The organism is Methylobacterium sp. 4-46, assembly GCF_000019365.1.
GTDB lineage: Bacteria > Pseudomonadota > Alphaproteobacteria > Rhizobiales > Beijerinckiaceae > Methylobacterium.
Genome location: NC_010511.1, coordinates 3,128,463 through 3,150,573 on the forward strand (window position 1 = coordinate 3,128,463; position 22,111 = coordinate 3,150,573).

Sequence of the window (22,111 nt, forward strand, 5' to 3'; positions counted from 1 at the left end):
TCCGGATGAGGCAGTGGCCTTCATTATCATTATCGCCTTCCCAGTCCACGGCGACCAACATCGAACCGCGCACCATTCTCGTTAGCAAGGGTGTGGACGCCGGCTTGTGCGATGTGACTTGAAGCCAAACGAGTTCGCAGCACTGTTACCCCATCTCCGTGTTGCTTGTTAAAACACTTTTTCGAATCACACCTTGTGAACCAAGGCGACGCATCCGTATTCCATCTAATCAAGCGATAACCAAATGATTATGCTACATAATCTTGAAGAAAGTCGTGTGGGTAGTCGAAGAATCCGAATTTATTCATGAGGATAGGCGGACAACGAGGCCGGTCCGAATAGTCCATCTTATTTGCAGGAAGTTCAACGGGTCAGACCTGCTCTACCTACCATGCCAGCCCGAGGACCCAACCGGCGCCTTCTTCACGTATTATCGTTCGGGTGGTCGTAAACCCTTGAACGTTAAGCAGCGAATCTTGAATGGAGTCTGTGATGAGGACACTGTAATCCCACAATGGTCACCTCCTCCCCCCATCCGACACAGACATCCACACTCAAGATCAGGAAGCCAAGGTCGCCGGTGCGCTGAGGGAGTGGGAAGAGGTTGGTAGGCGGCCAGGAGAAGAAAACCATGGCATCTACCGGCTTGGTCTCTGCCTTCACGCCACTGGTATGAGCCCTTAGCGCCTTCCGACCACGCTGTTGGAATGTGCCAACGCCGCCCATTCGCCTTCGGACCGGGTTAGGGACGTGCACCGCCTCATGGAACGTGTGCAACGGAGCGTGCTCTGACGGGCTGATCCACTCCCAACATGCGAGAAGGTGGGCGAACGATGGGCCCAGGGACGTCCAGCAACAATCCTTCCGCTCCCCCCTCTCCCGTGATTGCCCCATATCATTACCGTGATCGGTCCCATTGGCACGCCTACCGCGGTCGGGACCGGGAACCTGCCGACAGCGCCATGGACGTCGTCCCATCCGCAACCTCGGGTTCCCTCTCGCGCTCAGGAGGATGGACGAAGCGTCAACGGGCCGATAGCGTTAACCATACCACCTGTGGCTCGGCATCCCCACGGTGCTGAGGGCAGTCAGTTACTGAGGAGGCCGTATGCGTCTGATCACCATCTCGTTCGCGTTCCTGCCGTTCCTCGTCGTCCTGATCGTCAGCGCTATCATTGCCGCGATCGCCCTTCCGTTCCGGGCTCTCGCATCACTCGCACGGGGCAAGGCACACGCGTAGCTCACGAGAGGCAGCGCGTAACGATCACCGTTTCCGACCCGCCAGGCCCGGCGTGTATGGTCAGGATCGCGCCGACCGTTCGAATAACCTGCGTCGGGCGCCCACAAGCCCGGCAGCATTCGCCCTCACATCGTATCAGGGGTGCTCACCGCCTCTTCGATGCGTGCGGAGGGCCGTGCTATAATGATCTTAGTGGGGTGTGTTCATTCGTGTCGACGCAAATCGATGCAGGCGTTTCCAATCTTCTCGCATTTCACGATGACGAGTCCGCAAACCTCATTGGCCAGTCTCTTCAATAACATTATCATTCCTCCTGAAGACCCGCCTTCCGCAACCCTTCAACTATTCTCTGATACTCAACGAGAAAATCAAGGTTGTCAGAAAAGCCCGCTGTTGCCCACTTTTTAACTGTGTAGCCGGGCATCAGCTTTAGGAGTTCCGCGACTGCTGCCTCTGCTTGCGCCTTTTGGCCGGTCCAAGCGTAGCCTGCAGACAAGTCGATATAAGCAAGCCAGAGTGGGCCAGCTGCTACTGATTTGCGGCACCAGGCAATGGCATCCAGGTCGCGAGCGAGGTGTGTAAAAGCATGACACATGTGGAACAACCAGAAATTCACCGCTGGATCACGCGGACTTAATCGAAGAGCTTTCTCAATGAGGGGCAGTGCCTCAGTTGATTTTCCGAGGAGAATTTTTGTGTGCCCAAGCTCTTCATAGGCTACAGCCAGATTTCTATCTTTTGCGATCGCCGTTTCGAACTCAGGCACTGCCAATTCATGTTTCTTCCTCGCTTTCAGTATCTCTGCCTTCACAAAGTGAGCCATTGCGTTTTCAGGTGCATCGGAGAGGACCGGTGTGATGGCCTCATCTGCCGCAGCCAAATCATCGGAAGGAGACGTGCTCCACCGAAGCCACACCAGGTATGATAAACTTCGTGCCTTACCTACTAGTGCAGAGGTAAGTTTCTGATCCAGTTGAAGAGCACGCTCAAAAAGGTTAATTGCCTCTCGAAGGTGTGCAGGGCTGGGAGGTCGGTTGAGAGCGGCCCACCCTCTCATGGCCAGATCCGCGGCAGTTGGACTGTTGGGCCGTTCGAGAAGGGAGCGAAGGCTCTCGGCTTTTGTCAGTTGCACATCAAGTGAGCGGGCAAGCCGGGCGACAAACTCTACCTGTAGCTCGCCAAGGCGGCTGCGCTCCCCCTCGAAGCGGTCCGCCCAAATGTGGGCCCCGGTCTCTGCTGAGATAAGCTGTGCATTCAGCACGACCTGGTCGCCCGTGCGACGGACACTACCCTCCAGCACGTAGCGCACGCCGAGGTCACGTCCTACCTGCTTCACGTCGACCGCTTTGCCCTTGTAGGTGAAGGCGGTGTTGCGCGCGATGACGAAGCTGCCTTCGAGGTGCGAGAGGTCCGTGGTGAGGTCCTCAGTGATCCCGTCAGCGAAGAAATCCTGTTCCGGATCATTGCTGAGGTTCATGAAGGGGAGAACCACGATCGATAGGCGTGGAGCCTCCTTGGCCTCTCCAGTCAGCTTCGCGGCGATGGTTTGGGTCGCGTCTGGCGTTCGAGCGGTTCGCCAAGACGACCAGCCAAGCCCAACAGCCACCAGGGCTACGATCGCGCCACCGCCCACCCAAACGGCCGTCCTGGAGCGTCTCTGTAGATCAGAGGGTGTACCGGCGCCCTGCTCCTCGGTCGCCAGCATGGGGATGGCCGATGCTGGAATCGCGAACACCCCTACTGGCCTTGCGATGTTTTTGAGTTCGAGTTTGCCCTTGTCCTCATACGGGTAGCGCAGCCGGTCCCGCACTTGGTCGTAGACCGCGCGGGAGAGACACACGCCTCCTGGTTCCGAGAGAGGCTCGAGGCGGGCTGCGACGTTCACGCCGTCCCCGTAAAGGTCCCCGTCCCCCTCAACGAACACGTCGCCGAGGTTCAACCCCATTCGAAGCCGTAGTGCTCGGTTCTCAGGTTCGTTGGCCTCGTGACGGAGGACCGCCTGCTGAATGGATACCGCACAGGCGACCGCGCGAACCGAACTCCCGAACTCCGCGATGAACCCGTCCCCAGTGGTCTTTACAAGGCGCCCTAGGGCCCGAGCGATTGCAGGTTCGATCACCTCCCGACGAACCGCCTTCAACCGTTTCAGGGTTCCGGCCTCGTCAGACCCCATCAACCGACTGTAGCCGACCACATCCGCTACCAAGATGGCGGCTAGCCTGCGATCCGTATCAGCAGTGGTCTCCCTCATGCCGACCGCTCCCTCCCCCTTGGAGGATAAGCCTATCGGAAGACATCACCAACCGACCAGGCTGTCCCGGAGCTACGATGGCGCGGCGAGACAATGGGCCCTCAGTTGCAGGCGGCGTGACTGATTCCGCCTCGGGCATCAGTGGCAAGGGTTTCAGGCAACGCTTCGATCACGATGTGTCCCGTCGCTGACTGTTTGGACCTCTTCGGTCGCTGACGCCACTTCTCTGCCCGGAGCAGCAACATCTCTCAGCATCGCCACCATCTCGTCGGTCTGAGTGTCCAGATCGATGTCACGCTGCCAATCTTCACTATTCCGGTGGACAAGCATGACGGCGGCGAACAGTGCAGCCGTGCTTCCTCCGAACGGTGCCGCGAGAACCGCATACACCGCGCCGTAGGGCTGGACGACGCTCGCAGTGACGATAGCCCCGACCATGGCTGCTGCGACGAGAACGATCACGGAATGCTCCTCCACCAAAGCGCAGGATGCCACACGCCCCGAGGCTTCTTCGGTGCGTTCGGTTACGTGGTTAGGACTGGGTAGCGCGAGGGATGCGCCTTGCCGCAACCACGTCTGGATCTTCGACTTCGTGCAAGCGCAGACCCACGACGGGCGCAGCCTGCGTGTCCTGACGCTGATCGACGAGCACAGCCGGGCCTGCCTAACTCTCAAGGTCGCTCGGCGCATCAACAGCTTGGGCGTGATCGGCCGCTGGCAGAACACCTACAACCGCCTCCGCCCACACTCATCCTTGGGCTATCGGCCGCCTGCGCCGGTCTCCTTCCCGGATCTAGCCTTCCGCCTACCCAGGGCTGCGGCCATGCAGTAGCCTCTCAATCGGCCCGGTCCAAAGTACCGTTCAGGTCAGTAGAGTCGCCCTCGAAAACATAGAGCTGAGACAGAGGAACGTCAAAACAGGTGAGAGCATCGAATACGAGCTTGACGTGATGTTTATTGATGGCGCTTGAGGCGGGGCTCAGCGGCCCCGCCCCGGATTGGTAGGGCCTTCAAGATACGTAGAAGTCAGATGCGTGCAGAAATTCGCTCGCACTTAGACCTTCTGCATTGTCAAAGGTGGCAAGCGTCTGCGCAGCCCCGCCTCTTCTTCCATCAGCATCCCAAGCTAAGGTGAACGTATTATTTGGACTGGCATAGAAGAGAAACTCACCGTGTGTCTTCGTTGCGGCTGAGCTCAACTCGAAATAGTCAGAGTTCAGAGTCCTGTCACTGTTGAGCCCTGCACCAACAACAAGATTAAAGTCAGAGGCGTATATGCCAATCACGTCCCCATCGTGCGCCGAGGAGAAATCTGTTATTTTATCAACACCATCGCCACGACGGAGCCCAAAACCATCGGATCCGCTTCCACCTGTGAGTATATCATTGCCGCCAAGCCCAGCTATACCATCATTGCCGGCACCGCCGTTGATAACATCGCTAGCCGTCCCGCCTCTTATAGTATCATTACCGTCGTCTCCAGATATAGTCACGCTCGAATTGTCGTATGTGTATTCTATAAGATCGTCCCCTGCGCCGCCGTAAACAACATCAGACCCTTCTCCGTTGCTGCCGCGGATGGTATCATTACCGATTCCGCCGTAGATCAGATCATTTCCTATGCCGCCGCGAATGTAGTCATTGTAAGTCGTACCGTCGGCAGCTTCCTGATAGACGCCATCATCTCCATAGATGGTGTCATTGCCTGATCCACCCGTGATACCATCGTTTCCAGAACCTCCGTAGAACGTAGAGGCGTCTAAATCGTTTTTGTACCAAATTGAGTCGTTACCTGATCCACCGAAGACTATATCATACCCGGTGTGAATCAGGGACGATCCACCGTCGGTGATTGTATCGTCGCCGTCTCCGCCATCGACAGAGTCATTTCCAAACCCGCCGAGAATGGTGTCTTTGCCTTCCCCGCCCAACAAAGTATCGTTACCGCCTCCGCCATAGATAGCGTCATCACCTGCATAAGTCTCGATATGCAGAGGAGACCACTCACCAATATAGCTGTCTACAGTGTCGTTACCTTGGGTTCCTGTAACGTAGATCGTGGACATGGTGCCTCCCGCGTCACAATAGTGTCGAGCTTGGCCCTACTGAAAGAGAGCAAGGCAGATCATTGCTTACCTCGTTCAGGGTAGAAATACATACTTCATTTGCACTAATGCGAAGTGCTGCCTCAAACGCTAAAGCTTGCTTCATGGTCTTTTGATTGGAATGTATAGCAGAATGTATTTCGAGTCGCTGCGTGTAGACCTGACGGAAAACAGCAGTATGTGGTTCCTCCTGGCGGAGAGGTGACCAGGCCTGTCGCAAACTCTGATTGTATTTTCCCTATATCAGACACTCTGAAATCCAGCGGTACTTAAGGCTGCCACAAATGCCTCCGGTTTCGGCCAAGGGCTCCAGCCTCGCCGCTATGTTGATGCCGTCCCCGTATAGGTGCCCGTCGGGTTCCACGACGACATCTCCGAGGTTGATCCTGATGCGAAGGCGGAGGGCACGGTCATCAGCTACCCCGGCCTGCTGACGAGAGACGCCTTGCTGGATCGCCACCGCACAGGAGACTGCTCGAACGGCACTCCCGAATTCGGCAATGAAGCCGTCCCCGACCGTCTTGATGATACGGCCCTTGGCGGAGACCACAGCCGGTTCGATGACCTCACGCCGGAGTGTCTTCAAGCGTCGCAGTGTCCCACTCTCGTCCAGTCCGATGAGGCGCGAGTAGCCCACGACCTCGGCCACCAGGATCGTGACCAATCGCCTGTCTGCAACTGTCTGCACCATGCCAGGGATTCCTCCGGCCAACACCGTAGGGCGGGACGCCCTCGCATCAAAGAGCATCCCTTGCATCGCGTTGCCACTTGTCACGCTTCAACTCGCTGGCCCTCAGGGTTTTCGCGGCTTTCACAAACGATGCATGATGTTGTGCTTTCGAACTTGACACCAACGACCGGTGGGACGGATGCGAGTAAGTAGACGCTGGTTTATCTATTCGGGATTTGGCGCTGCCGTTAGTTGGTCACACGCCCTTGGTCAGGGCGCAAGACAGTGGCGGATCGGACATGTAGTTGCCGGCAGTAACGAGTCGTTACGCCGTTTGACGCAGGCGATGCGCACGTCTCTTGATGATATTGGATTGCTAGAGTCTGATGTCAAAATGATACCACGAGTCGAGTTGCGACCTATTCTGGTTGCGGAGACCATAAGAACACTGATCTCGGAAATAGACATACTTGTTACGTCGGGAACTGTGGTTGCCGTAGCTGCTAAGAAAATTGCACCATCATCACTTCCGATCGTTTTTCTCTCGGTTGGTGATCCTGTAGCAATAGGACTGGTAGAAACTTTATCGCACCCAGGAGCCAACATGACCGGAGTAATGTTTGAAGCAGCGATGGAGACGTATGGGAAACGGCTTGAGTTCCTAAAAGAATTGAAGCCGGGTTTATCCCGCGTAGCCGTGCTTCGTGCGAAAAATGATCCCAACGTCGTTCCGGCAATGGTTGCTCTCGACCGCTTGGCACATCAATATGCTGTTTCATTGGCTGGATTTGATTTTGATGGGCCAGAACAGCTGGAAGGCATTTTCGAAAAGGTAGAAGCAGCCGGGTCGGAGGCGATGGTTGTCGTATCCGGTTCGCTCACGTTCGCGCATGGAAAAAAGATCGCCGATTTAGCCATCGAACACAAAATACCAACAAGTGGAGGCTTCAAGGAGACTGTTGCAGCTGGTGCCCTCGTGAGTGTGGGACCCGATCTGCCCGGCATGTCGAAACAAGGCGCAGATTACATTAAGAAACATATACAAAGGGTTAAACCCGCCGACCTACCTGTTCAACAGCCCACCCGCTACGAGGTTGCTGTAAACATGAGAACTGCAGAAATGGTCGGCCTCCAAGTACCACAGTCAATACTAGTCAAGGCAGATATAATCATCGAGTGATGTCGGATCCTCTATCCAACCAGTTTTGAGACCGGAATGCTACGTCTCCAACGCGGTGTTTACCCCCAAATGTCGCGGTCATCCTACTGGCTAGAACCTTTGCTGGCGGTCACACCACGTTTCGATTGAGGCTCCTACGAAAACTCGGGATATGGGAGCGAACGCAGAGTGCCGACTAGGGCCTGTTGTCGCTTGAACCCGAGACGATCGTGAAGCTCTTGGCGGCTCGCGTGGCGGCTATGGCACCAAGGCCTGCGTGATCGCCGACGGGCGAGGACGCGCCATCGCGTTCCGCATCGTGCCCGGTCAGGCGCACGAACTGCCCCACGCCCTTCCGCTGCTCAATCAGCTTCCGGGCGTGCCGAAGTGGGTGGTGGGTGACCGCGGCTACTCCAGTCATGGCTTCCGCAAGGCGATCTGGACTGCCGGTGCACGGCCAGCGATCACGACCAAGGCCAACCAGGCACCGCTTGCCTGTCCTGAGTGGATCTACACCAACCGCAACATCGTCGAGCGGCTGTGGGCCCGGCTCAAGAAGTGGCGGGCCGTCGCCACCCGCTACGAAAAAACCGCCGTCAGCTTCATGGGCGTCCTTTGTTTGGCCGCCACTCTCGAGTGGATCAAGTGACGACAGGCCCTAGCTTCCGATTCACGTCCAAATCGGGGAACACTCTCTGAAACCCCTGGGCTTCGCCGCGTTGCAGGTTAGCTGCTCATATCCTCAACCATCCTCCCGAAGCTGACCTTCCCGTGTCCGGCCATCACCTCTCTGGACAGGATCTCCACCGCATTACCATTAAGGTCGTATCTGACGGCGCGGTTGGGGGCGTAGTTGATGACGAACCCCCGTGGTCTGCCGAAGAAGGGTATCTGGTCGGATTTGAAGGAGAGAAGACGCTGATTCAGTCCGCTCAGCGCCTGCCTTACGAACGTGTGCCGGGGTCGTGTGGTATCCAGTTCCAGCTTGAGCAGGCGGTCGATCCCGATCATGCAGGCGAACGTGATCAGGCTTGGAACCGTTCTCTCACACTGGATGACCGCGTAAGGTCTGAATAGACGACCTCGTATCTGTTCCGTCATCGGTCGCCACCCGCCGCTTTGTCGAGTTTCTTTGCAACCTCTTCGGCTTTCGGGTGGGTGTAGCGGAACAGCATGGCAGGCGTTCGATGCCCGCTGACCATCGCGACCTCGGGCACGCTCAAGCCAGCCTCGAACAGCCGTGACACTGCCTCGTGCCTCAGATCGTGAAAGCGGAGATCAGGTATCCCGGCTCTCTTCCGCATTCGCCTCCATGCCTACTCAACCGCTCTGGGAGACACAGGGAACACGCGGTCAGAGGTTCGTTCCATCCCCGAGAGGGTCTGAATGGCGGTTGGGGATAGCGGGACTGTTCGTGGATAACCGTTCTTGGTCCTCTGCACCCTCACCGTTCGAGTTTGGAGGTTCACGTCGGCCCAGGTGATGGAGGGCCGTTCCCCACGGCGCATCCCAGTTTCGATAGCCAAGGTGATGAGGGGCTTCAGGTAGGTTGCTGATTGGGGCGTTGGGAGCGTCTCTGATCCTCGTCCCGTCCCCTTCAAGAGCCCTGCTTTCGTGATGCAACAGAATGGTTTGTTCGCGGCTCGAGCCCGTAGCTATGTCCTCACCGGCTGTCACACTGCTGTCACACCGCGACCGATGAGCGACCGATTGAAAGTGGTTGCATCCAATGACGTGGTTGGGTAGATTTTTGGCGTAACAGATTGGCGGACTGAGGTTTTTTCTCGACACGGCGGTCAGCACCCGTAGCTCAGCTGGATAGAGCGTTGCCCTCCGAAGGCAAAGGTCACACGTTCGAATCGTGTCGGGTGCGCCAACCTTTTCAAGAACTGAGTTCTCCCGCGATCCTCTCCTGTCCAATCGCTGTCCAATAAGGGCTCGTGAATGGCGGTGGAATCAGTCGTCACGAATCGCGGGTGTCAGGCCGCCTGACGCCACCGCTCGACGCGGTCGAGCCGGACACCGGCCCTTTTGGGGCACGCCTTGACCCCAACCGCCGAGGAGAGCGCACCAGCGGTGAAGGCTGAGCGCACGGCGCGGAGTCGGGTTGATCTGGCTCAGGCCCCGCCCAGCGGCGCCTGACGTTCATGATACCGAAAGTGCCTGCGAGGAGCTCTCCGCGCGGGTGTATGGCGACCGATCAGCCACGTGGCCGCCCAGGTCGGAGCCACCTCGGGCGGAGACGCTCGCGTCACACGAGGATCAAGCGCAAGGCGATCTTACACGAACTTACAAGGGATACCTTATGTAGAACTCGGCGAGTTGCTCCCTCTGGTGCCCCGACAGGAGAGCCTCGTCACCACGAGCGAACTCGGGTGCGTTGCGCAGCTGCTCCTCCGTGATGTTCGTTTTGTAGCCGCCGAGCGCCGTGTCGTAATGCAGCTGTTCCCACGGGATCGTATGGGTCTCGGAACCCACGCCCAGGAAGCCACCGAATGTGGTGACGGCATAAGCGACATGGCCGCTGATCTTCTCGATCACGAGACGTTTGATCGTTCCGATCCGCTTCCCGCTGGCAGCGTGAACAGGGGTTCCCTCAATGCGGTCACTCTCAATGAGTGGGTGGCTGAGAGCCGATGAAGCGTCCGTCTCTGCCATGCGAACCCTCCCTTCGAGAACTCGGGGGCGCGATTCTAACCGAGGAGACGAACAGCTTCCAGGTCAACTCGCGCACCCTAAGTGCCTGCTGCGGCCAAGCTGATGCGGCTCGATGGATGGCGCGCAGGCTGACAGCCAGCCGTGACTTAACAGGAGCGCGTCTGATCCGAGTCCGGCGAGCGGAAGCGGCGTCGTTTGAGGATCTCGACAGAGCCTTTGACCGCGTGCCGGCCATGCGGCAGCACCCAACCCGTTGAGCGCCAGGGCTCTCCCGCTCAACCTCTAGTGCCGGGGCATGGAGGACAGCCATGGTGCAGTTCGGCCCCATCCTGAATTGGACCCGAGCGATACGCCGCCTTCACGCTGCGCGCGTCACTCAATTTCCCGCATGGCTCGCCTGAGGCGCAGCACGGCTTCAAGCTGTCGGGCGAGATCGTCGACCTTCTCTCCGAGGCGATCCCCGAACTGATCCCGGGTGCGCCCGACCTTGAGGGCGCGACGCAGCACAAGCGCAGCCTCAGGGTCTTCACGGCCTCCGACCACGGCGGGCGCGACGTCCATTACGGCATCCGCGAGCACGCCATGGGCGCGATGATGAACGGCATGGCGGCCCGCGGCGGCGTCGTGCCGGTGGGCGTCACCTCCCTCGTGTGCTCCGACTACCTGCGCCCGACCCTTCGCCTCGCCGCCATGATGGGGCTGCCAGTGCCCTTCGTGTTCACGCAGGATTCCATCGGCATCGGCCGCAACGGCCCCACGCACCGGCCCGTGGATTACCTTGCGTCCCTGCGCGCCATTCCCAACATGCTGGTGCTGCGCCCCGCCGATGCGGTTGAGGCGGCCGAGTGCTGGGAGATCGCCCTGAACCATCGTGCCGGGCCGTTCTCCCTGATCTTCTCGCGCCAGTCATGCACGCGATGCCGCGGCAGGGCACTGCGTTCGAGCCCGCGTAAGGGCCGACATCGCGGACAGGAGGCCGGACCGACTCCCGAGCGGGAGCGACGCCCGAGGGAGGGAGGAGAAGACGGCGCCGATTTTGCAGCAGCGGCCTCGCGTCGGCTGCGGTTTCAACCGAGCCGCCCCGCACCCAGCCGACCCCATCAAGTGCCGCACGAGCACGGAGAGACCGCAGGCAACCGAAAGCGTCGAACGCTCTGGATCGAGCTGCCGCCCATTGACCCCTTAGAGAACACAATCGGTCAGCCGGAATCCTTTCATCGAGCGCTCGGGCCGCGACCCGACTCTGCGCGGACGCTCAGCACCGGTGCACCCACCAGTTCATAGGCCGTTGTCGCAATCCCGATTCCACCTTCTTCGAAGCGATCCAGGATCTCGCGGCTCATCGCGCTCTTCAGCTCTCTCACCCCATGCGTGCGCGTCAGAAAGCGCACAGTGACTTCGAGCCAGCTGTTCGTCAGGCGCAGGTAGATCCTCGGCTCCACGCCAGCATTCGGGAGATCGTAGCGGCGCTGCAGCTCTGCCGCATCCTCCGCACCGAGATCGGTGACCCGGTCCACGTGCTTGTGCACTGACTCCAGCAGGATCTCCTCCGCTCTTTGCCGATCGGCGCCGTAGCGGATCGGAACCGTCATCTCCTCCCAAATGTACGGGAATTCCCGCGTGTAGTTGTAGATCGGCTCGTCGAACACCTTCGCGTTCGACACCGTAACCACCCGCCCGGTGTACTGCCGAGAGTGCACCCATGTTGACGATGGGCCAGTCGATGCCGAGGTAACCGAGGCGGGCTCGCCCATCTCCAAGATCGTTGTCTGCATGAACGAGAGTGCCAACACGTCTCCGCGCACGCCTCCCATGACGATCCGGTCCCCCAGGTTGAAGGTCCCGCCCTGCAGAATGACCACGTAGCCCGCCACCGCCGTGATGACCCGCTGGAGCGCGAAGGCGAGCCCTGCGGTGACCAAGCCGAGAGCCGTGGCGAGGCGCGCCGGATCATCAAACCAGATCGAGAGAACGCCCAGCAGCAGGAATGCCGCTACAGCGACATGGACGCCTTGGCGCAGCCAGAAGGCCGTGCGCTTGTCCCGGACGTGATGGCCGACCCGACCAGCGACCCAACGCAATCCTCGGCCCAGCAGCACCACCACCGCGACGAAGGCCAGAGTGAGGAGCAGCCGCCGTCCGTTCTCGGGCGTGACGCCGATCAGGGTGACGCCGAACACGTGTAGGGCTGTGCCCGAACCGGCCATCGCGCCGTCCGCCTCAGTTCGCCACGAACAGGATGGAGCGGTCCGACGCCTCGAGGATGGTGTCGGCCACGCGGCCGAGTTGAAGGACCTCGCCGGGCCGGCGTGCCACCCCCAGGACCACGAGAGTGTGCCGACCGAGACGAGCCTGCCGCAGCACCGCGTCACCGGGCGTGATCGCGTTCTTGGCGAGGGTGCGAAGGGCAACACCGTAATGGTCCGCCATGGTCACCGCCTCCTTGAGAACAGCGTCGCCTCCCCGCCGCAGGCTCGCCCAGCGTCTCAGTCGCGGGCGCCCGGGCCGCTTGCCCGCGCCTTCCTCATCCGGAACATAGAGCACCGTTACGGATGCACTCGCGGCATGTGCGAGCGTCAGCGCGACGTCGAGGCCCCGGCGGGAGATGTCCGTTCCGTTGATCGGGACCAGGATGTCGAGCGGCCCATCCTCGGGATGGCTGACGTGCGGTCCGCGCGCGGCCACGATGGCCAGAGGGCCCGCGAAGCTGCCTGCAACGGTCGACACGGCCGCATTGAACCCGCCGCCCGGCCCGGTGGTCGGCTCGATGCCCACCACCAGGAGGTCGTAGCCCTTCGCCGCCTCCTGGGTCACAGCCTCCTCGAGCGGCGCCCCTGGCTGCTGCTCCAGCACGTCGAGCCCCGGCGCGACCTCCTCGTTCTGCCGGGCGAGCCGGGCCTGAACGACCTCGGCCGCGCCGCGCACGACCCTTTCGAGACCTGGCTCCCGTGCGGCTTCCTCCGCCGCCGTTCCGAGCCGGATCACCGTGACGGGCATGCTGCGTGCGCCGGCAATCAGGCCGGCAAGCCGGGAGGCGAAGCGACCCTTGGCGGTCTGGTCGGCGACGACGAGGAGGCGCTCGAGATTGGCCACGAAGCCGCGCTCCTCGAACTCTTCCCGTGCGAGCCGCGTGCGCTCGGCCTCGTCGAGTGGGAGCCGGGCAAGAGCCCAGCGCAGCATCGGCGGCATGGCCAGCGTGGTGATCACCGCCATCGCCACGATCATCGTGAACAGGTTCTGGGACAACGCCCCGATCGACAGCCCGATGGTCGCGACGATCACCTCGGTTGAGCCGCGCGCATTCATGCCGCAGGCCAGCGCGAGCGACTCGGGCGGACGCAGGCCCCCGAAAACACCGCCCGCGAAGGCGCCAGCGAATTTTCCCAGGCTGGCGACCGCCACCAGCCCGGCGGTCAGGAGCAGGAGGTGCGGGTCGCGCAGGATGGTCAGATCCGCACTCAGTCCGGCAAGCCCGAAGAAGACCGGTGCGAACAGGGCCGTGATCAAGCCGCGGAGCTGCTCGTCGATCTGCCGGGTGAGGATCGGCGACTGGCCGACCAGGAGACCCGCCATGAAGGCGCCGAGCACCGTGTGCACGCCGATGGCGTGGGTGGCGAGGGCCATCAGGCCCATGATGATCAGGATGGTGGTGATGACCGCCGCCTCGCTGACCAGGGTGTCGTTGGCCCAGCGGATTGCCAGGAAGACGAACCGCCGTCCGAGCGTGAAGCTCAGGGCCAGGAACAGCGCCGTTCCGGTCAGGCTCTGGGCGAGGCTCCAGACCTCGACCCGCCCGTGCAGGGCGAGGCTGAAGGTGATGGCGATGATCACCCAGCCGATGGTGTCGTCGATGATGGCCGAGGCGACGATCACCTGCCCGACCTTGCGGCGCAGGAAGCCCATCTCGCGCACCACCATGGCGACGATCTTGACCGAGGAGATCGAGAGCGAGGTGCCGAGGAACAGGGAGGTGACGAGGCGAAGCTCCGGCTTGGGGAGGAGGGAGGCCGGCAGGAACTCGCCGAGGGCGAAGCCGAGCGCGAAGGGAATGGCGACGCCGGTGACGGAGACGCTGATCGCGGCACGCCGGACCCGGCGCACGAGAGCGAGGTCGGTCTCCATGCCGGTCATGAGGAGCAGGAGCAGGATGCCGAGTTGAGCCACACCGCCGAGCATCGCCTTCTGTTCGGGGCCGGGTGGGAACAAGCCGTGCTGCAGGTCGGGCAGGAGGGCTCCGAAGACGGACGGTCCCAGAAGGATGCCGGCCATCAGCTGGCCCATGACGCTCGGCTGACCGATGCGCTGCATGAGTTCGCCCAAGAGACGACCGGCCGCGAGGAGGACGACGATCTGAGCGACGAACAGGAGTTCGGAGGGATGGCCAGCCGCGCCGCCATCAGCAGCGAGGACGGTCAGCGGCCATCCCGCCAGCAGGCCGACAACTCCGATTGCCAACGTCGCCACCCGCATGTGCACCCGCTCCACGTCTCAGCGGGCACCAACGTGCGAGAGGCCAGATCGGGACAGGGAATCTGCTTCTCGTGTTCTCCGCCGGCTTCGCGACAGCTCACGCTGATGGCCAAGGCTGGGGCAAGACGCGCGGCTCGGCCGACGCCGCGGAAGGGCCGAGATGCGCCACTTTCGGATTTTCGATCAGAGCCGCCGGAACGGCCGCTCGACGCTCCATAGCGGCAATTCGAATTCGGCGTGAGCCTCCATGGCGGTCCCGCCGAGTCGCATCAGGCGGGCGCATGGAACCAGCGTCACAGATCTCCGTGGCTGATGGTGGGCGGCTCGCTGTGGCTCCGACCCCTGATGACCAAAGGCCCGTTCGGGGAGCCTTGGTCTGGCCTCGCTCCCGAGCCGCGGCAGAGGCCAGACCAAGGCCCGGGCGGTCGTGGCGTTAGAAGCCGACGATGTACCCATGATGATCGCGCTCGGCGCGCTTGGCAGCGCTCGCGCCATGTTGCGCAGCAGCAAATACTGATCACGTAAAATACGACTTGACAGCGCCACGAGCACAATGAAGCCTGTCAGTGGGAAGCCAGGATCTTTCGCCCAACGAGGCGAGGCATCGAATGACGTGCCGCTGTGACTGCTCGCAACCGCGCGAGGAGAACAAAATTGCTGCGCTCAATTATCGAGCGTACCTGATCGACGCCGGTGATCACATCTTCGGCGTCAAGCTCTTGGACGCAGATGATGACGTCGAAGCGTTGTTCAAGGCGCGCGCCCTCAACGTCGGCTGCGCCGTAGAGATCTGGGACCGCACGCGGCGCGTGATCAGGCTTCGGCAGCGATACGCCAAGGTCAGCACACCCACGATCTAGCCGCAATCCGTCAGCACGCCTGGCCTGCACCGCTTGACGGGTGGGCGGAAGGTCTGTGGGTGCGCTCCACCCCGCAGATCGTGAGTCGTCAGGCGAGGCAGATGCGATCCCGGCCCTGGCCCTTGGCCGCGTACAGGGCCGCGTCGGCCCGCTCGATGAGCGCGCCCTGCGCCTCGCCCGGCCGGGCTTGCGCCAGCCCGCCCGACAGCGTCAGCGCGCCGATGTCCCGCCCCGTCTCGCGCTTGATCAGCCGCTTGCCGCGCAGCCGCTCGCAGATCTGCTCGGCCACCGTCAGCCCGCTCTCGGCATCCACGTCGCTCAGGATCAGCGCGAACTCCTCGCCGCCGTAGCGGGCCACGAAGTCGCGCCCCTTCACATTGTCGGTGAGCAGGCGCGCCACCAGCCGCAGGACCTGATCGCCCGTGCGGTGGCCGTGCGCGTCGTTGAACAGCTTGAAGTGGTCCACGTCCAACAGGACGAGGCAGAACGGGCCGGCGCCCTCCGCCTTGGCCTGGGCAAGCTGGCGACGCAGGCGCGCGGTGAAGGCGCGCCGGTTGGCGATCCCGGTCAGGGCGTCGACGCTCGCCTCCTGGCGCACGCTGGCGAGGTTGCGCTGCAGCTTGCCGATCCGCTCGCCTGCCTGACGCAGCTCGCCTTCCAGCTCGGCGTTGCGGGCGCTGACGCGGGCGGTCTCGCGGGTGAGCAGGGCCACGGACTGCATCAGCATCGCGGCCGAGGGAGCGGCGCCGAGGCGATCGTTGCAGGCACTCAGGACCGAGCCGTAGGTGGCCAGGGCCTGCGCGCTGCCGGACAGGGCCGCGGCGAGCCGGCCCGCCTCGCTCTCCAGGACCTCGGCCCCGTCATGCACCGCGTCGAGATCGATCTCCGGCAGAGGCGGGGAGCTCCCGTGCTGTGCCAGGGATCGAACACGCGCCAAGAGCGGCCCGAGATCCGCGTCCGGGAGCGCGCGGCTGTGATGGCGGAACAGCAGTTCGAACCCGGCAGGGCTCGGGTGGAGGCCGTGCTCGCGAATGGTGTCGAGTGTCGTGGCCACGAGGGCCTGAAGGTAGGACCAGAGCCCATCCTGCTGTGGGGTGGACGCGCGGGTGGACACGCGTTGGGCGGATGTCGGCATGGGGCGATGCTTCCGTTCAGCGATCGCTGTCGAGCGGGCCGAACCCGATGAGGTTGCGGTACATGATCCCTGCTGAGAAATGCCCGTCAGCTCTTAAATCAAAGTTGCTCTTGACGGCTCGTCGAGAGCTGAATTGGACTAGTCCGCAACGCGCTACAGAGCGAGGTGGGATGGATTAGGTCAAGTGGGGTAGAGAACGCCATCGCCGCGACCAGGGCTGCATGCGCTGCGAGCGGGGTCCAGCGGCTGAGGCTTGCGTGCGCACGAGGTAGTCCGGAAGGTCGGCCGCGAGCTGACAGCCGGCAGGAGACCCCCGTGCGCCCCTCGTGGCGGGCAGCACGGCCAAGGAGATCGGCCGGGCCCTCGCCATCCGCCCGCGGGCGGCAGCGGCTTACCAAGCCGAGAGCATGGAGAAGAGGCAGGCCGGCCGCCTGTCCGAGCTGGTGCGCCGGGCCGTTCTGAGCGGGCTGGAGCGAGCCTTGAGAGACATCAATTTGGAGTCAGGGTTGGGCCGGTAGATTGCCCCTTGCGGACGGGGAGGATGGCCCAATCCGGCCCCAGACCCCAGACCCCAGACCGCAGGATCAGGAGCCGGTCATGCCCATCTTCATCGCGGACGATGATCCTGCTGTCCTGAGCTCCCTGCAGTTCCTGCTCGAGAGCGAGGGCTACGCGGTCGCGGCTTTCGGCAGCGGGGCGGCGTTGCTCTCGGCCTTCCCCGGCCCGGCGCCGGGCTGCGTGATCCTGGACGTCATGATGCCTGGCCTGAGCGGGCTCGATGTGCTGCGCCGGCTGCGTGAGCTGGACGTGCACGCGCCGATCCTCCTGACCACCGGTCATCCGGACCCGAGCATCCGCGAGCGGGCGCGGGAGGCCGGGGTCCCCCTGCTCGAGAAGGGGCTCTCGTCGGAAGCGCTGCTCGCGGTTCTGGCGCGCACGCGCGAGGTGGGCTCTGCCTGAGAGGGCCATTCCCGGAGCCTGCCCGCCCAGAAACCCTGCGGACACGGCGACGTGCGGATCGCACGTGGTGTCAAGCTCGTCCTCACCCAAAGTGGTGGGAGTCTTCTGGACTATTCTATTGTATGCCGAGTCTATGCGCGAAATTCTCAATATTCGATTGAATATATTGCGTGTTGCTGACTCTCACCCTCGCTCTGCATGCTTCCATTGTCATGCCATAATACAAATCTCCGCTAGACTTATAAGAAGCACATTGCATGTGTGGTATTATAAAATTGAATCCCGCGTATATTGATGATAAAATTATCAAAATGACTCCAATCTTGATGTATTTCGGCACATACTGGAAAGCAGATGGATTTTTTGTCGCTTTGCTCGCGCCAAAGGTGTTCTGCTTCATCACCGCGTCATTTTCTGCGTGCCTTCCCGAGACAGCTCTTTCGAGCCGTGCTCGAGGGATCGATCCGTGCTGGCGCATCTCTATGCTCTCAACCTGAAGCCGACTGATACTGACTATCTCAGTTTAAAATTCTACTAGTTTGCAAAACGTAAATATACCGAATTGATCAGCAAATTTTGACCGGAGCCGCCGAAGCGGCGGCACCGAACTTCAGCACTACCTTCGAAGATAACGAATCCGAGTTCCTCATCAAATTTGGATCGAGGCCCATGCACATGGCTGTGCTCTCAACATCCGTATTTCGGCGCCCGCCCCCGCGTCCACGGCAGCCGCTCCTTGAGCTTGGATCGAGGCAGCCGGCCGCGACGTGGGGGCGAGATCAGAAGCTGGAGGCCAGCTTCGTCAGGAGCAGGAACCCAGCCGCCACGATCGCCAACACGATCGCGACGCCCGCGAACATCAGGTCGCTGTAGCCGGTACATAGCGGGTAGCCGAGCGCGTCCGGCACTTTGCACGGCAGCGAACCGAGATCCTGCAGCAGCTTCTCAAGCTTCGTCATCGCGCACCTCGACCTGCCTCCCTGACGAGGGACGGATCGCCCCCGCCCGCAGTCTTGATCCCATCCGGCACAGATACGTTCGTCGCCCTCTAGTTCGCGTTCTGGTACTTGGTCGGTCCTGCGCTCATGGTGTCATCACACAGAGTAACAACTCGTTACTGGTCCCGTCCCTCTCCTGCTTGAGGTGCAATCAACCTCGCAGGACGTCTAAATCTATGGCCGGGACGGTGACCTCCCGAAACGAGGATAGGAGGGCGGCCGAGCGCGCGCCGAGGTTCCCGCAAGGCCGGGTGCTGCTGCCCGGCGTTGAGCCGGTCAAGTGCCTCGTCCGGGACAGAACGACAACGGGGGCCAAGCTCGGCCTCGCGGCGGAGGTCGCGCTGCCCCTCGCCTTCAAGCTGCTGCTGATTGAGGAAGATGGGGAGCTCCCGGTCGAGGAGCGCTGGCGGCGCGGAGACTGGGTCGGCGTCCAATTTCGCCCGAGCAGCCCGTGACAGGATCGGTGCGCTGGCCGGCTAATCGTTCAGGACCTCGGGAGCGTCCCGCTTCTCCACGAACGAAACCCCGACGTGGGTCCCGTCCTGCCAGATCTTTCTGACGGGACGGGACCTGGGTTCCTGGCCGATCCTCAATTCGAAGCGCCGCGCGACCTCCGTGTGGCGAGGAAGCTCGAGCGTGGCACCCGTGCGGGAGAGGCCGGTGATCACGCAGGCCAGGGTGCCTTCGAGGAGGCAGACAGCACCGGGCAGCCGGGTGCGGGCGCGGGGGGACGTGCGTCGCTCGAACATGCCAACCGGTGTGGCGGCAATCCCTTAAGGTACTATCAAAACGACCCTCGACGGCGGCCGCGCTCAAGGTGCTCAAGCTTGACGTTCACAGGTCTATGTTCAGTGTACTCACTATCGCACGATGCGGAGCCGAGCGGCCGTCTCCGCCGCCAACGGGAGAGGTTTCGGTGTTCCTGATGATCGCGGGCGCCTGCAGTGTCGCGAGCTGAGCGATCGTGTTCGCCCACACCAGGGTCGCCGCAACTGCCCCGCAGGCTGTGGACCTCACAGGCGACGCCTCCGCCCCCGGGCTCATCCTGTCGCGCCAGACGTACTTGGCCAAGCTGAATCGACTGCGCGGCCACCAGGCCTTCCGCTTCGCCTCGACCTGCAGGATGACTCTACCGGTCAACGTCGAGCGGAAGTTGAAGCGGCCCGTGATGCCCACGTCCCGGCCCATCCTCTGAGTAGGTGGTGTCATACGACATCCGGTTGATGGCTTCGCCATCTCCTATTTCGGCAATGCGGATGCCGGCTCCGCTCAGGCGCCGCGCGGCCTAGGCCATGATACGTGACTTGCGCACAAAGTTTTTGTGTCTAAACGACAGAGTACCAAGGCGGGGCTTCCTGTCCGCCCACGCGATCAGAGTTCCACGGTCATGATCCCTTCCCGCTCGATCCTCGCGCGCGCCCTCGCCGTCGCCGCCCTGGCCACGACCCTGGTCGGCTACACGGCCCTGCAGGCCAGGGCGGGCACCCCCGCCGGGGCCGACCTCGGGCAGCTGGCGCAGGTCTCCGCCACGTCCAGGACGGTCCTCTCCGACGCGCTGGCCGACAATTGCTACTACGTCGAGGAGCAGGTGATCGGCCGCTCCGGCAAGTCCCGGACCCGCCGCACGCAGGAGTGCGACTGATCCGCTCGGGATCACGGATCAGGGAGGCCCCCGTGCCCGACTTCTCGCCCGAGGCGCTGGACGACGCGGCCGGTCTCGCGCTGCTGCGCGACGTGTTGGGCGGGGTCGCTCCATCCCCCGCTCCGACCCTGGCTGGCCGGTTCGGCGTGGCGAGCGCGCCCGCTGAAGGCGCGGCCAATGCCAGTCCGCCAGTCCGCTCCGTGAAGCTGGCCCGCTTCAAGTCGGGCCGCAGGGTGCCCCCCCTGCTCGCAGCCGCCGTCTGAGAGCCCCTTACACGACCTCCTTCGCCCCCGCTCAGTGGTCGAAATTTCAGGAGTGAAGGCGGCTCGAATAGGTGCTCCAAGCCCGGACCATCCTCCGCCCGTCTCGCGCGCGGGCAGCGGTGTTCAGCGCGGCTCCCGGGTAAGACCACCCGCACCGCGGGCTCGGCCACTCGCGCCTGGACCTGGGCCGCCTGCGGCTCACCAGCCGGTACCCTGCGTGGCTTGGCCAAGGAGCGGCGCGCCTCGTCGGCCGGCAGCGCGCGCCCGCGGGCGCGACCATGGCGGCCAGCAGCTTGCGGGTCCTGCGATCCAGGCTGGAGGAGCGCTCGGCGTCCTCAAAATCGCCGGCCCGGTGCTGGTCGCCCTCCTTGCCGGTGAACACCCCTGGTCCCTGGGCGGTGATCACGACGTCGCCGCGCCGCAGCGTGGCATCCCTCAGCAGGGCGGCCCCGGGATCCCGGCCCCTGGGCAGCAGCAGGGCGGCGTTGTCGGCCAGCTTCGGCCTGGGCGCGGGCCTCCCCACCGTCTGCCGCAGCTTCTCGGGCCTGGGCAGGGCGGCGTAGCGCGCCTTCGGCTTCGGCTGGATCTGCGCGCGCGGCTCTCTGAGCCACGCGCGGCGGCCGGACTGCCGCCACGCCCGCCGTTGGTGGGCGGGGTAGGACTCCGCTCCGGATCCGGAGGGCTGCAGGGTGGGCCCAGGCTGCGGCGCTGGCCGGGCCCCGATGAGGTTGTGGAACAGCAGGCCGAGCCCTTCCTCCTCGCCGGCCCGGACGTGGCCGGCCGTGGCGAGCATGAGGCACCCGGAGGTGAGTGCGACGAGCGCGCTGCGAAGTGACAGGGCCTGGAACAGCATCGGCATCTGCGCGCAGCTCGCGCGGATTGCGGGCCGGTGCGGCCCAAACGGAGGTTGGCCGATCCCGTTCCGAGAACCTGGTGTCCCGGTTTGCTTCCGGCCGGAGCTTATCGAGCTAGGCTAGACGGAAGCTTCGCGGGCCGTTGTCATAGGCGTGCGATCCTCACCTTGGCAACACCCGAAACACCGATCGCCCGCGCGGCCGCGTTCGAGAGGTCGATGACGCGCCCGCCCACGTAGGGACCGCGGTCGTTGATGCGCACCACCACCGAGCGACCGTTGCTGTTGTTGGTCACGCGCACGCGCGAGCCGAAGGGCAGGAAGCGGTGGGCCGCCGTGAGCGCGTGGGTGTCGAAGCGCTCACCGTTGGCGGTGCGCCGGCCGTGGAAGCCGGGGCCGTACCAGGAGGCGACGCCCGCCTGGGCCCGCGGACCGCCCTTGGCCTCGACGCCGGAGGAGCCCGTGAGGGCGGTCGCGAGGGCGCAGGCGGCCAGAAGAGCCTTGCAGGACATCACGCAATCCCGTTGTTGTTATTGACAGGGCGCAACCTACCTCCAAGTATGTCCACAATATGACTGGCGAGAACGCGGCTCCTTTCTGGCCGACCGGATCAGGCTGGACCTGATCACGGGCCGACGCTCAGGCTCCCTGGACGACAGAACTGGGGCCAGGAGGTCAAGATCAACGACGAACGTCTGCGTCACGAGCCGGGCGAGTGCGGCGATGTCGAGCGGGTGCCAGGCCCGCATCTGGTCCAGCACGCGCCCGAGACCGACGGCGTCCGGCAGAACGAGGCGAGGCCGTCCGGTGTCGGCGCGGGGGTGAGGATGGGGCGGCATGAGCGCGC

At 62.8% G+C, this 22,111-nt stretch carries 22 protein-coding genes, 1 tRNA gene and 4 pseudogenes; 11 read left to right on the forward strand and 16 right to left on the reverse strand.

Annotated features, from left to right (window positions below; genetic code table 11):
* Window positions 1–1,108: 1,108 nt before the first annotated feature.
* A complete protein-coding gene (locus tag M446_RS38900) occupies window positions 1,109–1,240 on the forward strand; it encodes a hypothetical protein (protein WP_265576609.1) in 132 nt (43 codons plus the stop codon).
* A gap of 304 nt (window positions 1,241–1,544) precedes the next feature.
* On the opposite strand, the gene M446_RS35230 is transcribed toward M446_RS38900, so the two are convergent.
* Together M446_RS35230 and M446_RS13475 are read right to left on the reverse strand one after the other, a co-directional pair.
* Window positions 1,545–3,491 carry an adenylate/guanylate cyclase domain-containing protein gene (locus M446_RS35230; protein WP_012332645.1) on the reverse strand — a complete coding sequence of 649 codons (1,947 nt, stop codon included), beginning with the start codon at window positions 3,489–3,491 and terminating at the stop codon, window positions 1,545–1,547.
* Between the two features lie 153 nt (window positions 3,492–3,644).
* Window positions 3,645–3,953, reverse strand: coding sequence for a hypothetical protein (locus tag M446_RS13475; protein ID WP_012332646.1), 309 nt, complete (start codon window positions 3,951–3,953; stop codon window positions 3,645–3,647).
* A gap of 37 nt (window positions 3,954–3,990) precedes the next feature.
* On the opposite strand from M446_RS13475, the pseudogene M446_RS13480 reads away from it, so the two are divergent.
* Window positions 3,991–4,323 (forward strand): annotated as a pseudogene (locus M446_RS13480) (integrase core domain-containing protein); the annotation flags it as partial.
* Window positions 4,324–4,501: 178 nt separating this feature from the next.
* On the opposite strand, the gene M446_RS35235 reads toward M446_RS13480, so the two are convergent.
* Complete coding sequence (locus M446_RS35235) at window positions 4,502–5,557, reverse strand: calcium-binding protein (RefSeq protein ID WP_012332647.1); 1,056 nt, start codon at window positions 5,555–5,557, stop codon at window positions 4,502–4,504.
* A 319-nt stretch (window positions 5,558–5,876) separates the two neighbouring features.
* Window positions 5,877–6,287: pseudogene (locus M446_RS13485) on the reverse strand (adenylate/guanylate cyclase domain-containing protein); the annotation flags it as partial.
* A gap of 178 nt (window positions 6,288–6,465) precedes the next feature.
* On the opposite strand from M446_RS13485, the gene M446_RS35240 reads away from it, so the two are divergent.
* Complete coding sequence (locus M446_RS35240; protein ID WP_012332649.1) at window positions 6,466–7,446, forward strand: ABC transporter substrate-binding protein; 981 nt, start codon at window positions 6,466–6,468, stop codon at window positions 7,444–7,446.
* Window positions 7,447–7,645: 199 nt separating this feature from the next.
* Window positions 7,646–8,074 (forward strand): annotated as a pseudogene (locus tag M446_RS13490) (IS5 family transposase); the annotation flags it as partial.
* 77 nt (window positions 8,075–8,151) lie between these two features.
* On the opposite strand, the gene M446_RS13495 reads toward M446_RS13490, so the two are convergent.
* Window positions 8,152–8,436: a hypothetical protein gene (locus M446_RS13495; RefSeq protein WP_265576610.1), complete on the reverse strand. Its 285-nt coding sequence runs from the start codon at window positions 8,434–8,436 to the stop codon at window positions 8,152–8,154.
* 86 nt (window positions 8,437–8,522) lie between these two features.
* A pseudogene (locus M446_RS35245) lies at window positions 8,523–9,026 on the reverse strand (site-specific integrase).
* A gap of 198 nt (window positions 9,027–9,224) precedes the next feature.
* Here M446_RS35245 and M446_RS13500 point away from each other — a divergent pair.
* A tRNA-Arg gene (locus M446_RS13500) sits at window positions 9,225–9,301 on the forward strand.
* 413 nt (window positions 9,302–9,714) lie between these two features.
* Here M446_RS13500 and M446_RS13505 read toward each other — a convergent pair.
* Complete coding sequence (locus M446_RS13505) at window positions 9,715–10,083, reverse strand: PRC-barrel domain-containing protein (RefSeq protein WP_012332651.1); 369 nt, start codon at window positions 10,081–10,083, stop codon at window positions 9,715–9,717.
* 372 nt (window positions 10,084–10,455) lie between these two features.
* Window positions 10,456–10,644, reverse strand: a complete 189-nt coding sequence (locus M446_RS38905) for a hypothetical protein (RefSeq protein ID WP_018260679.1) — start codon at window positions 10,642–10,644, stop codon at window positions 10,456–10,458.
* Here M446_RS38905 and M446_RS35250 point away from each other — a divergent pair.
* The gene (locus M446_RS35250; RefSeq protein WP_265576648.1) at window positions 10,552–11,367 is read left to right on the forward strand and encodes a hypothetical protein; all 816 of its coding nucleotides are present in this window, start codon (window positions 10,552–10,554) and stop codon (window positions 11,365–11,367) included. The genes M446_RS38905 and M446_RS35250 overlap by 93 nt on opposite strands.
* Here the strand turns inward: M446_RS35250 and M446_RS13515 are convergent.
* Window positions 11,298–12,290 carry a mechanosensitive ion channel family protein gene (locus M446_RS13515; protein ID WP_012332652.1) on the reverse strand — a complete coding sequence of 331 codons (993 nt, stop codon included), beginning with the start codon at window positions 12,288–12,290 and terminating at the stop codon, window positions 11,298–11,300. The genes M446_RS35250 and M446_RS13515 overlap by 70 nt on opposite strands.
* Window positions 12,291–12,303: 13 nt before the next feature.
* Window positions 12,304–14,553 (reverse strand): cation:proton antiporter, encoded by a 2,250-nt coding sequence (locus M446_RS13520; RefSeq protein WP_012332653.1) that lies wholly within the window; start codon window positions 14,551–14,553, stop codon window positions 12,304–12,306.
* Between the two features lie 608 nt (window positions 14,554–15,161).
* Here M446_RS13520 and M446_RS13525 point away from each other — a divergent pair.
* On the forward strand, window positions 15,162–15,413 hold the full coding sequence (locus tag M446_RS13525) for a hypothetical protein (protein WP_012332654.1): 252 nt from the start codon (window positions 15,162–15,164) through the stop codon (window positions 15,411–15,413).
* Window positions 15,414–15,501: 88 nt separating this feature from the next.
* Here M446_RS13525 and M446_RS13530 read toward each other — a convergent pair whose 3' ends face one another.
* Entirely contained in the window at window positions 15,502–16,548 is a 1,047-nt protein-coding gene (locus M446_RS13530) for a sensor domain-containing diguanylate cyclase (RefSeq protein WP_012332655.1), read from the reverse strand.
* Window positions 16,549–17,145: 597 nt separating this feature from the next.
* On the opposite strand from M446_RS13530, the gene M446_RS13540 reads away from it, so the two are divergent.
* Window positions 17,146–17,508, forward strand: coding sequence for a response regulator transcription factor (locus M446_RS13540; RefSeq protein ID WP_012332656.1), 363 nt, complete (start codon window positions 17,146–17,148; stop codon window positions 17,506–17,508).
* Window positions 17,509–18,287: 779 nt separating this feature from the next.
* Here the strand turns inward: M446_RS13540 and M446_RS13545 are convergent.
* Window positions 18,288–18,467: a hypothetical protein gene (locus tag M446_RS13545; protein ID WP_012332657.1), complete on the reverse strand. Its 180-nt coding sequence runs from the start codon at window positions 18,465–18,467 to the stop codon at window positions 18,288–18,290.
* Window positions 18,468–18,682: 215 nt separating this feature from the next.
* Between M446_RS13545 and M446_RS13550 the strand changes: the two genes are divergently transcribed.
* Entirely contained in the window at window positions 18,683–18,961 is a 279-nt protein-coding gene (locus tag M446_RS13550; protein ID WP_012332658.1) for a hypothetical protein, read from the forward strand.
* Between the two features lie 21 nt (window positions 18,962–18,982).
* Here the strand turns inward: M446_RS13550 and M446_RS13555 are convergent, their stop codons facing one another.
* Complete coding sequence (locus M446_RS13555; RefSeq protein ID WP_012332659.1) at window positions 18,983–19,255, reverse strand: PilZ domain-containing protein; 273 nt, start codon at window positions 19,253–19,255, stop codon at window positions 18,983–18,985.
* An 85-nt stretch (window positions 19,256–19,340) separates the two neighbouring features.
* A complete protein-coding gene (locus tag M446_RS38565; protein WP_210161180.1) occupies window positions 19,341–19,682 on the reverse strand; it encodes a hypothetical protein in 342 nt (113 codons plus the stop codon).
* A 211-nt stretch (window positions 19,683–19,893) separates the two neighbouring features.
* Between M446_RS38565 and M446_RS13565 the strand changes: the two genes are divergently transcribed.
* Both M446_RS13565 and M446_RS13570 read left to right on the forward strand, forming a co-directional pair.
* On the forward strand, window positions 19,894–20,148 hold the full coding sequence (locus tag M446_RS13565; RefSeq protein ID WP_012332661.1) for a hypothetical protein: 255 nt from the start codon (window positions 19,894–19,896) through the stop codon (window positions 20,146–20,148).
* A 32-nt stretch (window positions 20,149–20,180) separates the two neighbouring features.
* Window positions 20,181–20,411, forward strand: a complete 231-nt coding sequence (locus M446_RS13570) for a hypothetical protein (protein ID WP_012332662.1) — start codon at window positions 20,181–20,183, stop codon at window positions 20,409–20,411.
* Between the two features lie 46 nt (window positions 20,412–20,457).
* On the opposite strand, the gene M446_RS13575 is transcribed toward M446_RS13570, so the two are convergent.
* Both M446_RS13575 and M446_RS13580 read right to left on the reverse strand, forming a co-directional pair.
* On the reverse strand, window positions 20,458–21,270 hold the full coding sequence (locus M446_RS13575) for a hypothetical protein (RefSeq protein WP_012332663.1): 813 nt from the start codon (window positions 21,268–21,270) through the stop codon (window positions 20,458–20,460).
* Window positions 21,271–21,410: 140 nt separating this feature from the next.
* The gene (locus tag M446_RS13580) at window positions 21,411–21,776 is read right to left on the reverse strand and encodes a septal ring lytic transglycosylase RlpA family protein (protein ID WP_012332664.1); all 366 of its coding nucleotides are present in this window, start codon (window positions 21,774–21,776) and stop codon (window positions 21,411–21,413) included.
* Between the last annotated feature and the right edge of the window lie 335 nt (window positions 21,777–22,111).

Coding starts and splice junctions, on each gene's coding strand:
- M446_RS38900 (WP_265576609.1), top strand. CDS start 1,109: ATGCGTCTGATCACCATCTCGTTCGCGTTCCTGCCGTTCCTCGTCGTC.
- M446_RS35230 (WP_012332645.1), bottom strand. CDS start 3,491: ATGAGGGAGACCACTGCTGATACGGATCGCAGGCTAGCCGCCATCTTG.
- M446_RS35235 (WP_012332647.1), bottom strand. CDS start 5,557: ATGTCCACGATCTACGTTACAGGAACCCAAGGTAACGACACTGTAGAC.
- M446_RS35240 (WP_012332649.1), top strand. CDS start 6,466: ATGCGAGTAAGTAGACGCTGGTTTATCTATTCGGGATTTGGCGCTGCC.
- M446_RS13495 (WP_265576610.1), bottom strand. CDS start 8,436: ATGATCGGGATCGACCGCCTGCTCAAGCTGGAACTGGATACCACACGA.
- M446_RS13505 (WP_012332651.1), bottom strand. CDS start 10,083: ATGGCAGAGACGGACGCTTCATCGGCTCTCAGCCACCCACTCATTGAG.
- M446_RS38905 (WP_018260679.1), bottom strand. CDS start 10,644: ATGGACGTCGCGCCCGCCGTGGTCGGAGGCCGTGAAGACCCTGAGGCT.
- M446_RS13515 (WP_012332652.1), bottom strand. CDS start 12,290: ATGGCCGGTTCGGGCACAGCCCTACACGTGTTCGGCGTCACCCTGATC.
- M446_RS13520 (WP_012332653.1), bottom strand. CDS start 14,553: ATGCGGGTGGCGACGTTGGCAATCGGAGTTGTCGGCCTGCTGGCGGGA.
- M446_RS13525 (WP_012332654.1), top strand. CDS start 15,162: ATGACGTGCCGCTGTGACTGCTCGCAACCGCGCGAGGAGAACAAAATT.
- M446_RS13530 (WP_012332655.1), bottom strand. CDS start 16,548: ATGCCGACATCCGCCCAACGCGTGTCCACCCGCGCGTCCACCCCACAG.
- M446_RS13540 (WP_012332656.1), top strand. CDS start 17,146: ATGCCCATCTTCATCGCGGACGATGATCCTGCTGTCCTGAGCTCCCTG.
- M446_RS13545 (WP_012332657.1), bottom strand. CDS start 18,467: ATGACGAAGCTTGAGAAGCTGCTGCAGGATCTCGGTTCGCTGCCGTGC.
- M446_RS13550 (WP_012332658.1), top strand. CDS start 18,683: ATGGCCGGGACGGTGACCTCCCGAAACGAGGATAGGAGGGCGGCCGAG.
- M446_RS13555 (WP_012332659.1), bottom strand. CDS start 19,255: ATGTTCGAGCGACGCACGTCCCCCCGCGCCCGCACCCGGCTGCCCGGT.
- M446_RS13565 (WP_012332661.1), top strand. CDS start 19,894: ATGATCCCTTCCCGCTCGATCCTCGCGCGCGCCCTCGCCGTCGCCGCC.
- M446_RS13575 (WP_012332663.1), bottom strand. CDS start 21,270: ATGCCGATGCTGTTCCAGGCCCTGTCACTTCGCAGCGCGCTCGTCGCA.
- M446_RS13580 (WP_012332664.1), bottom strand. CDS start 21,776: ATGTCCTGCAAGGCTCTTCTGGCCGCCTGCGCCCTCGCGACCGCCCTC.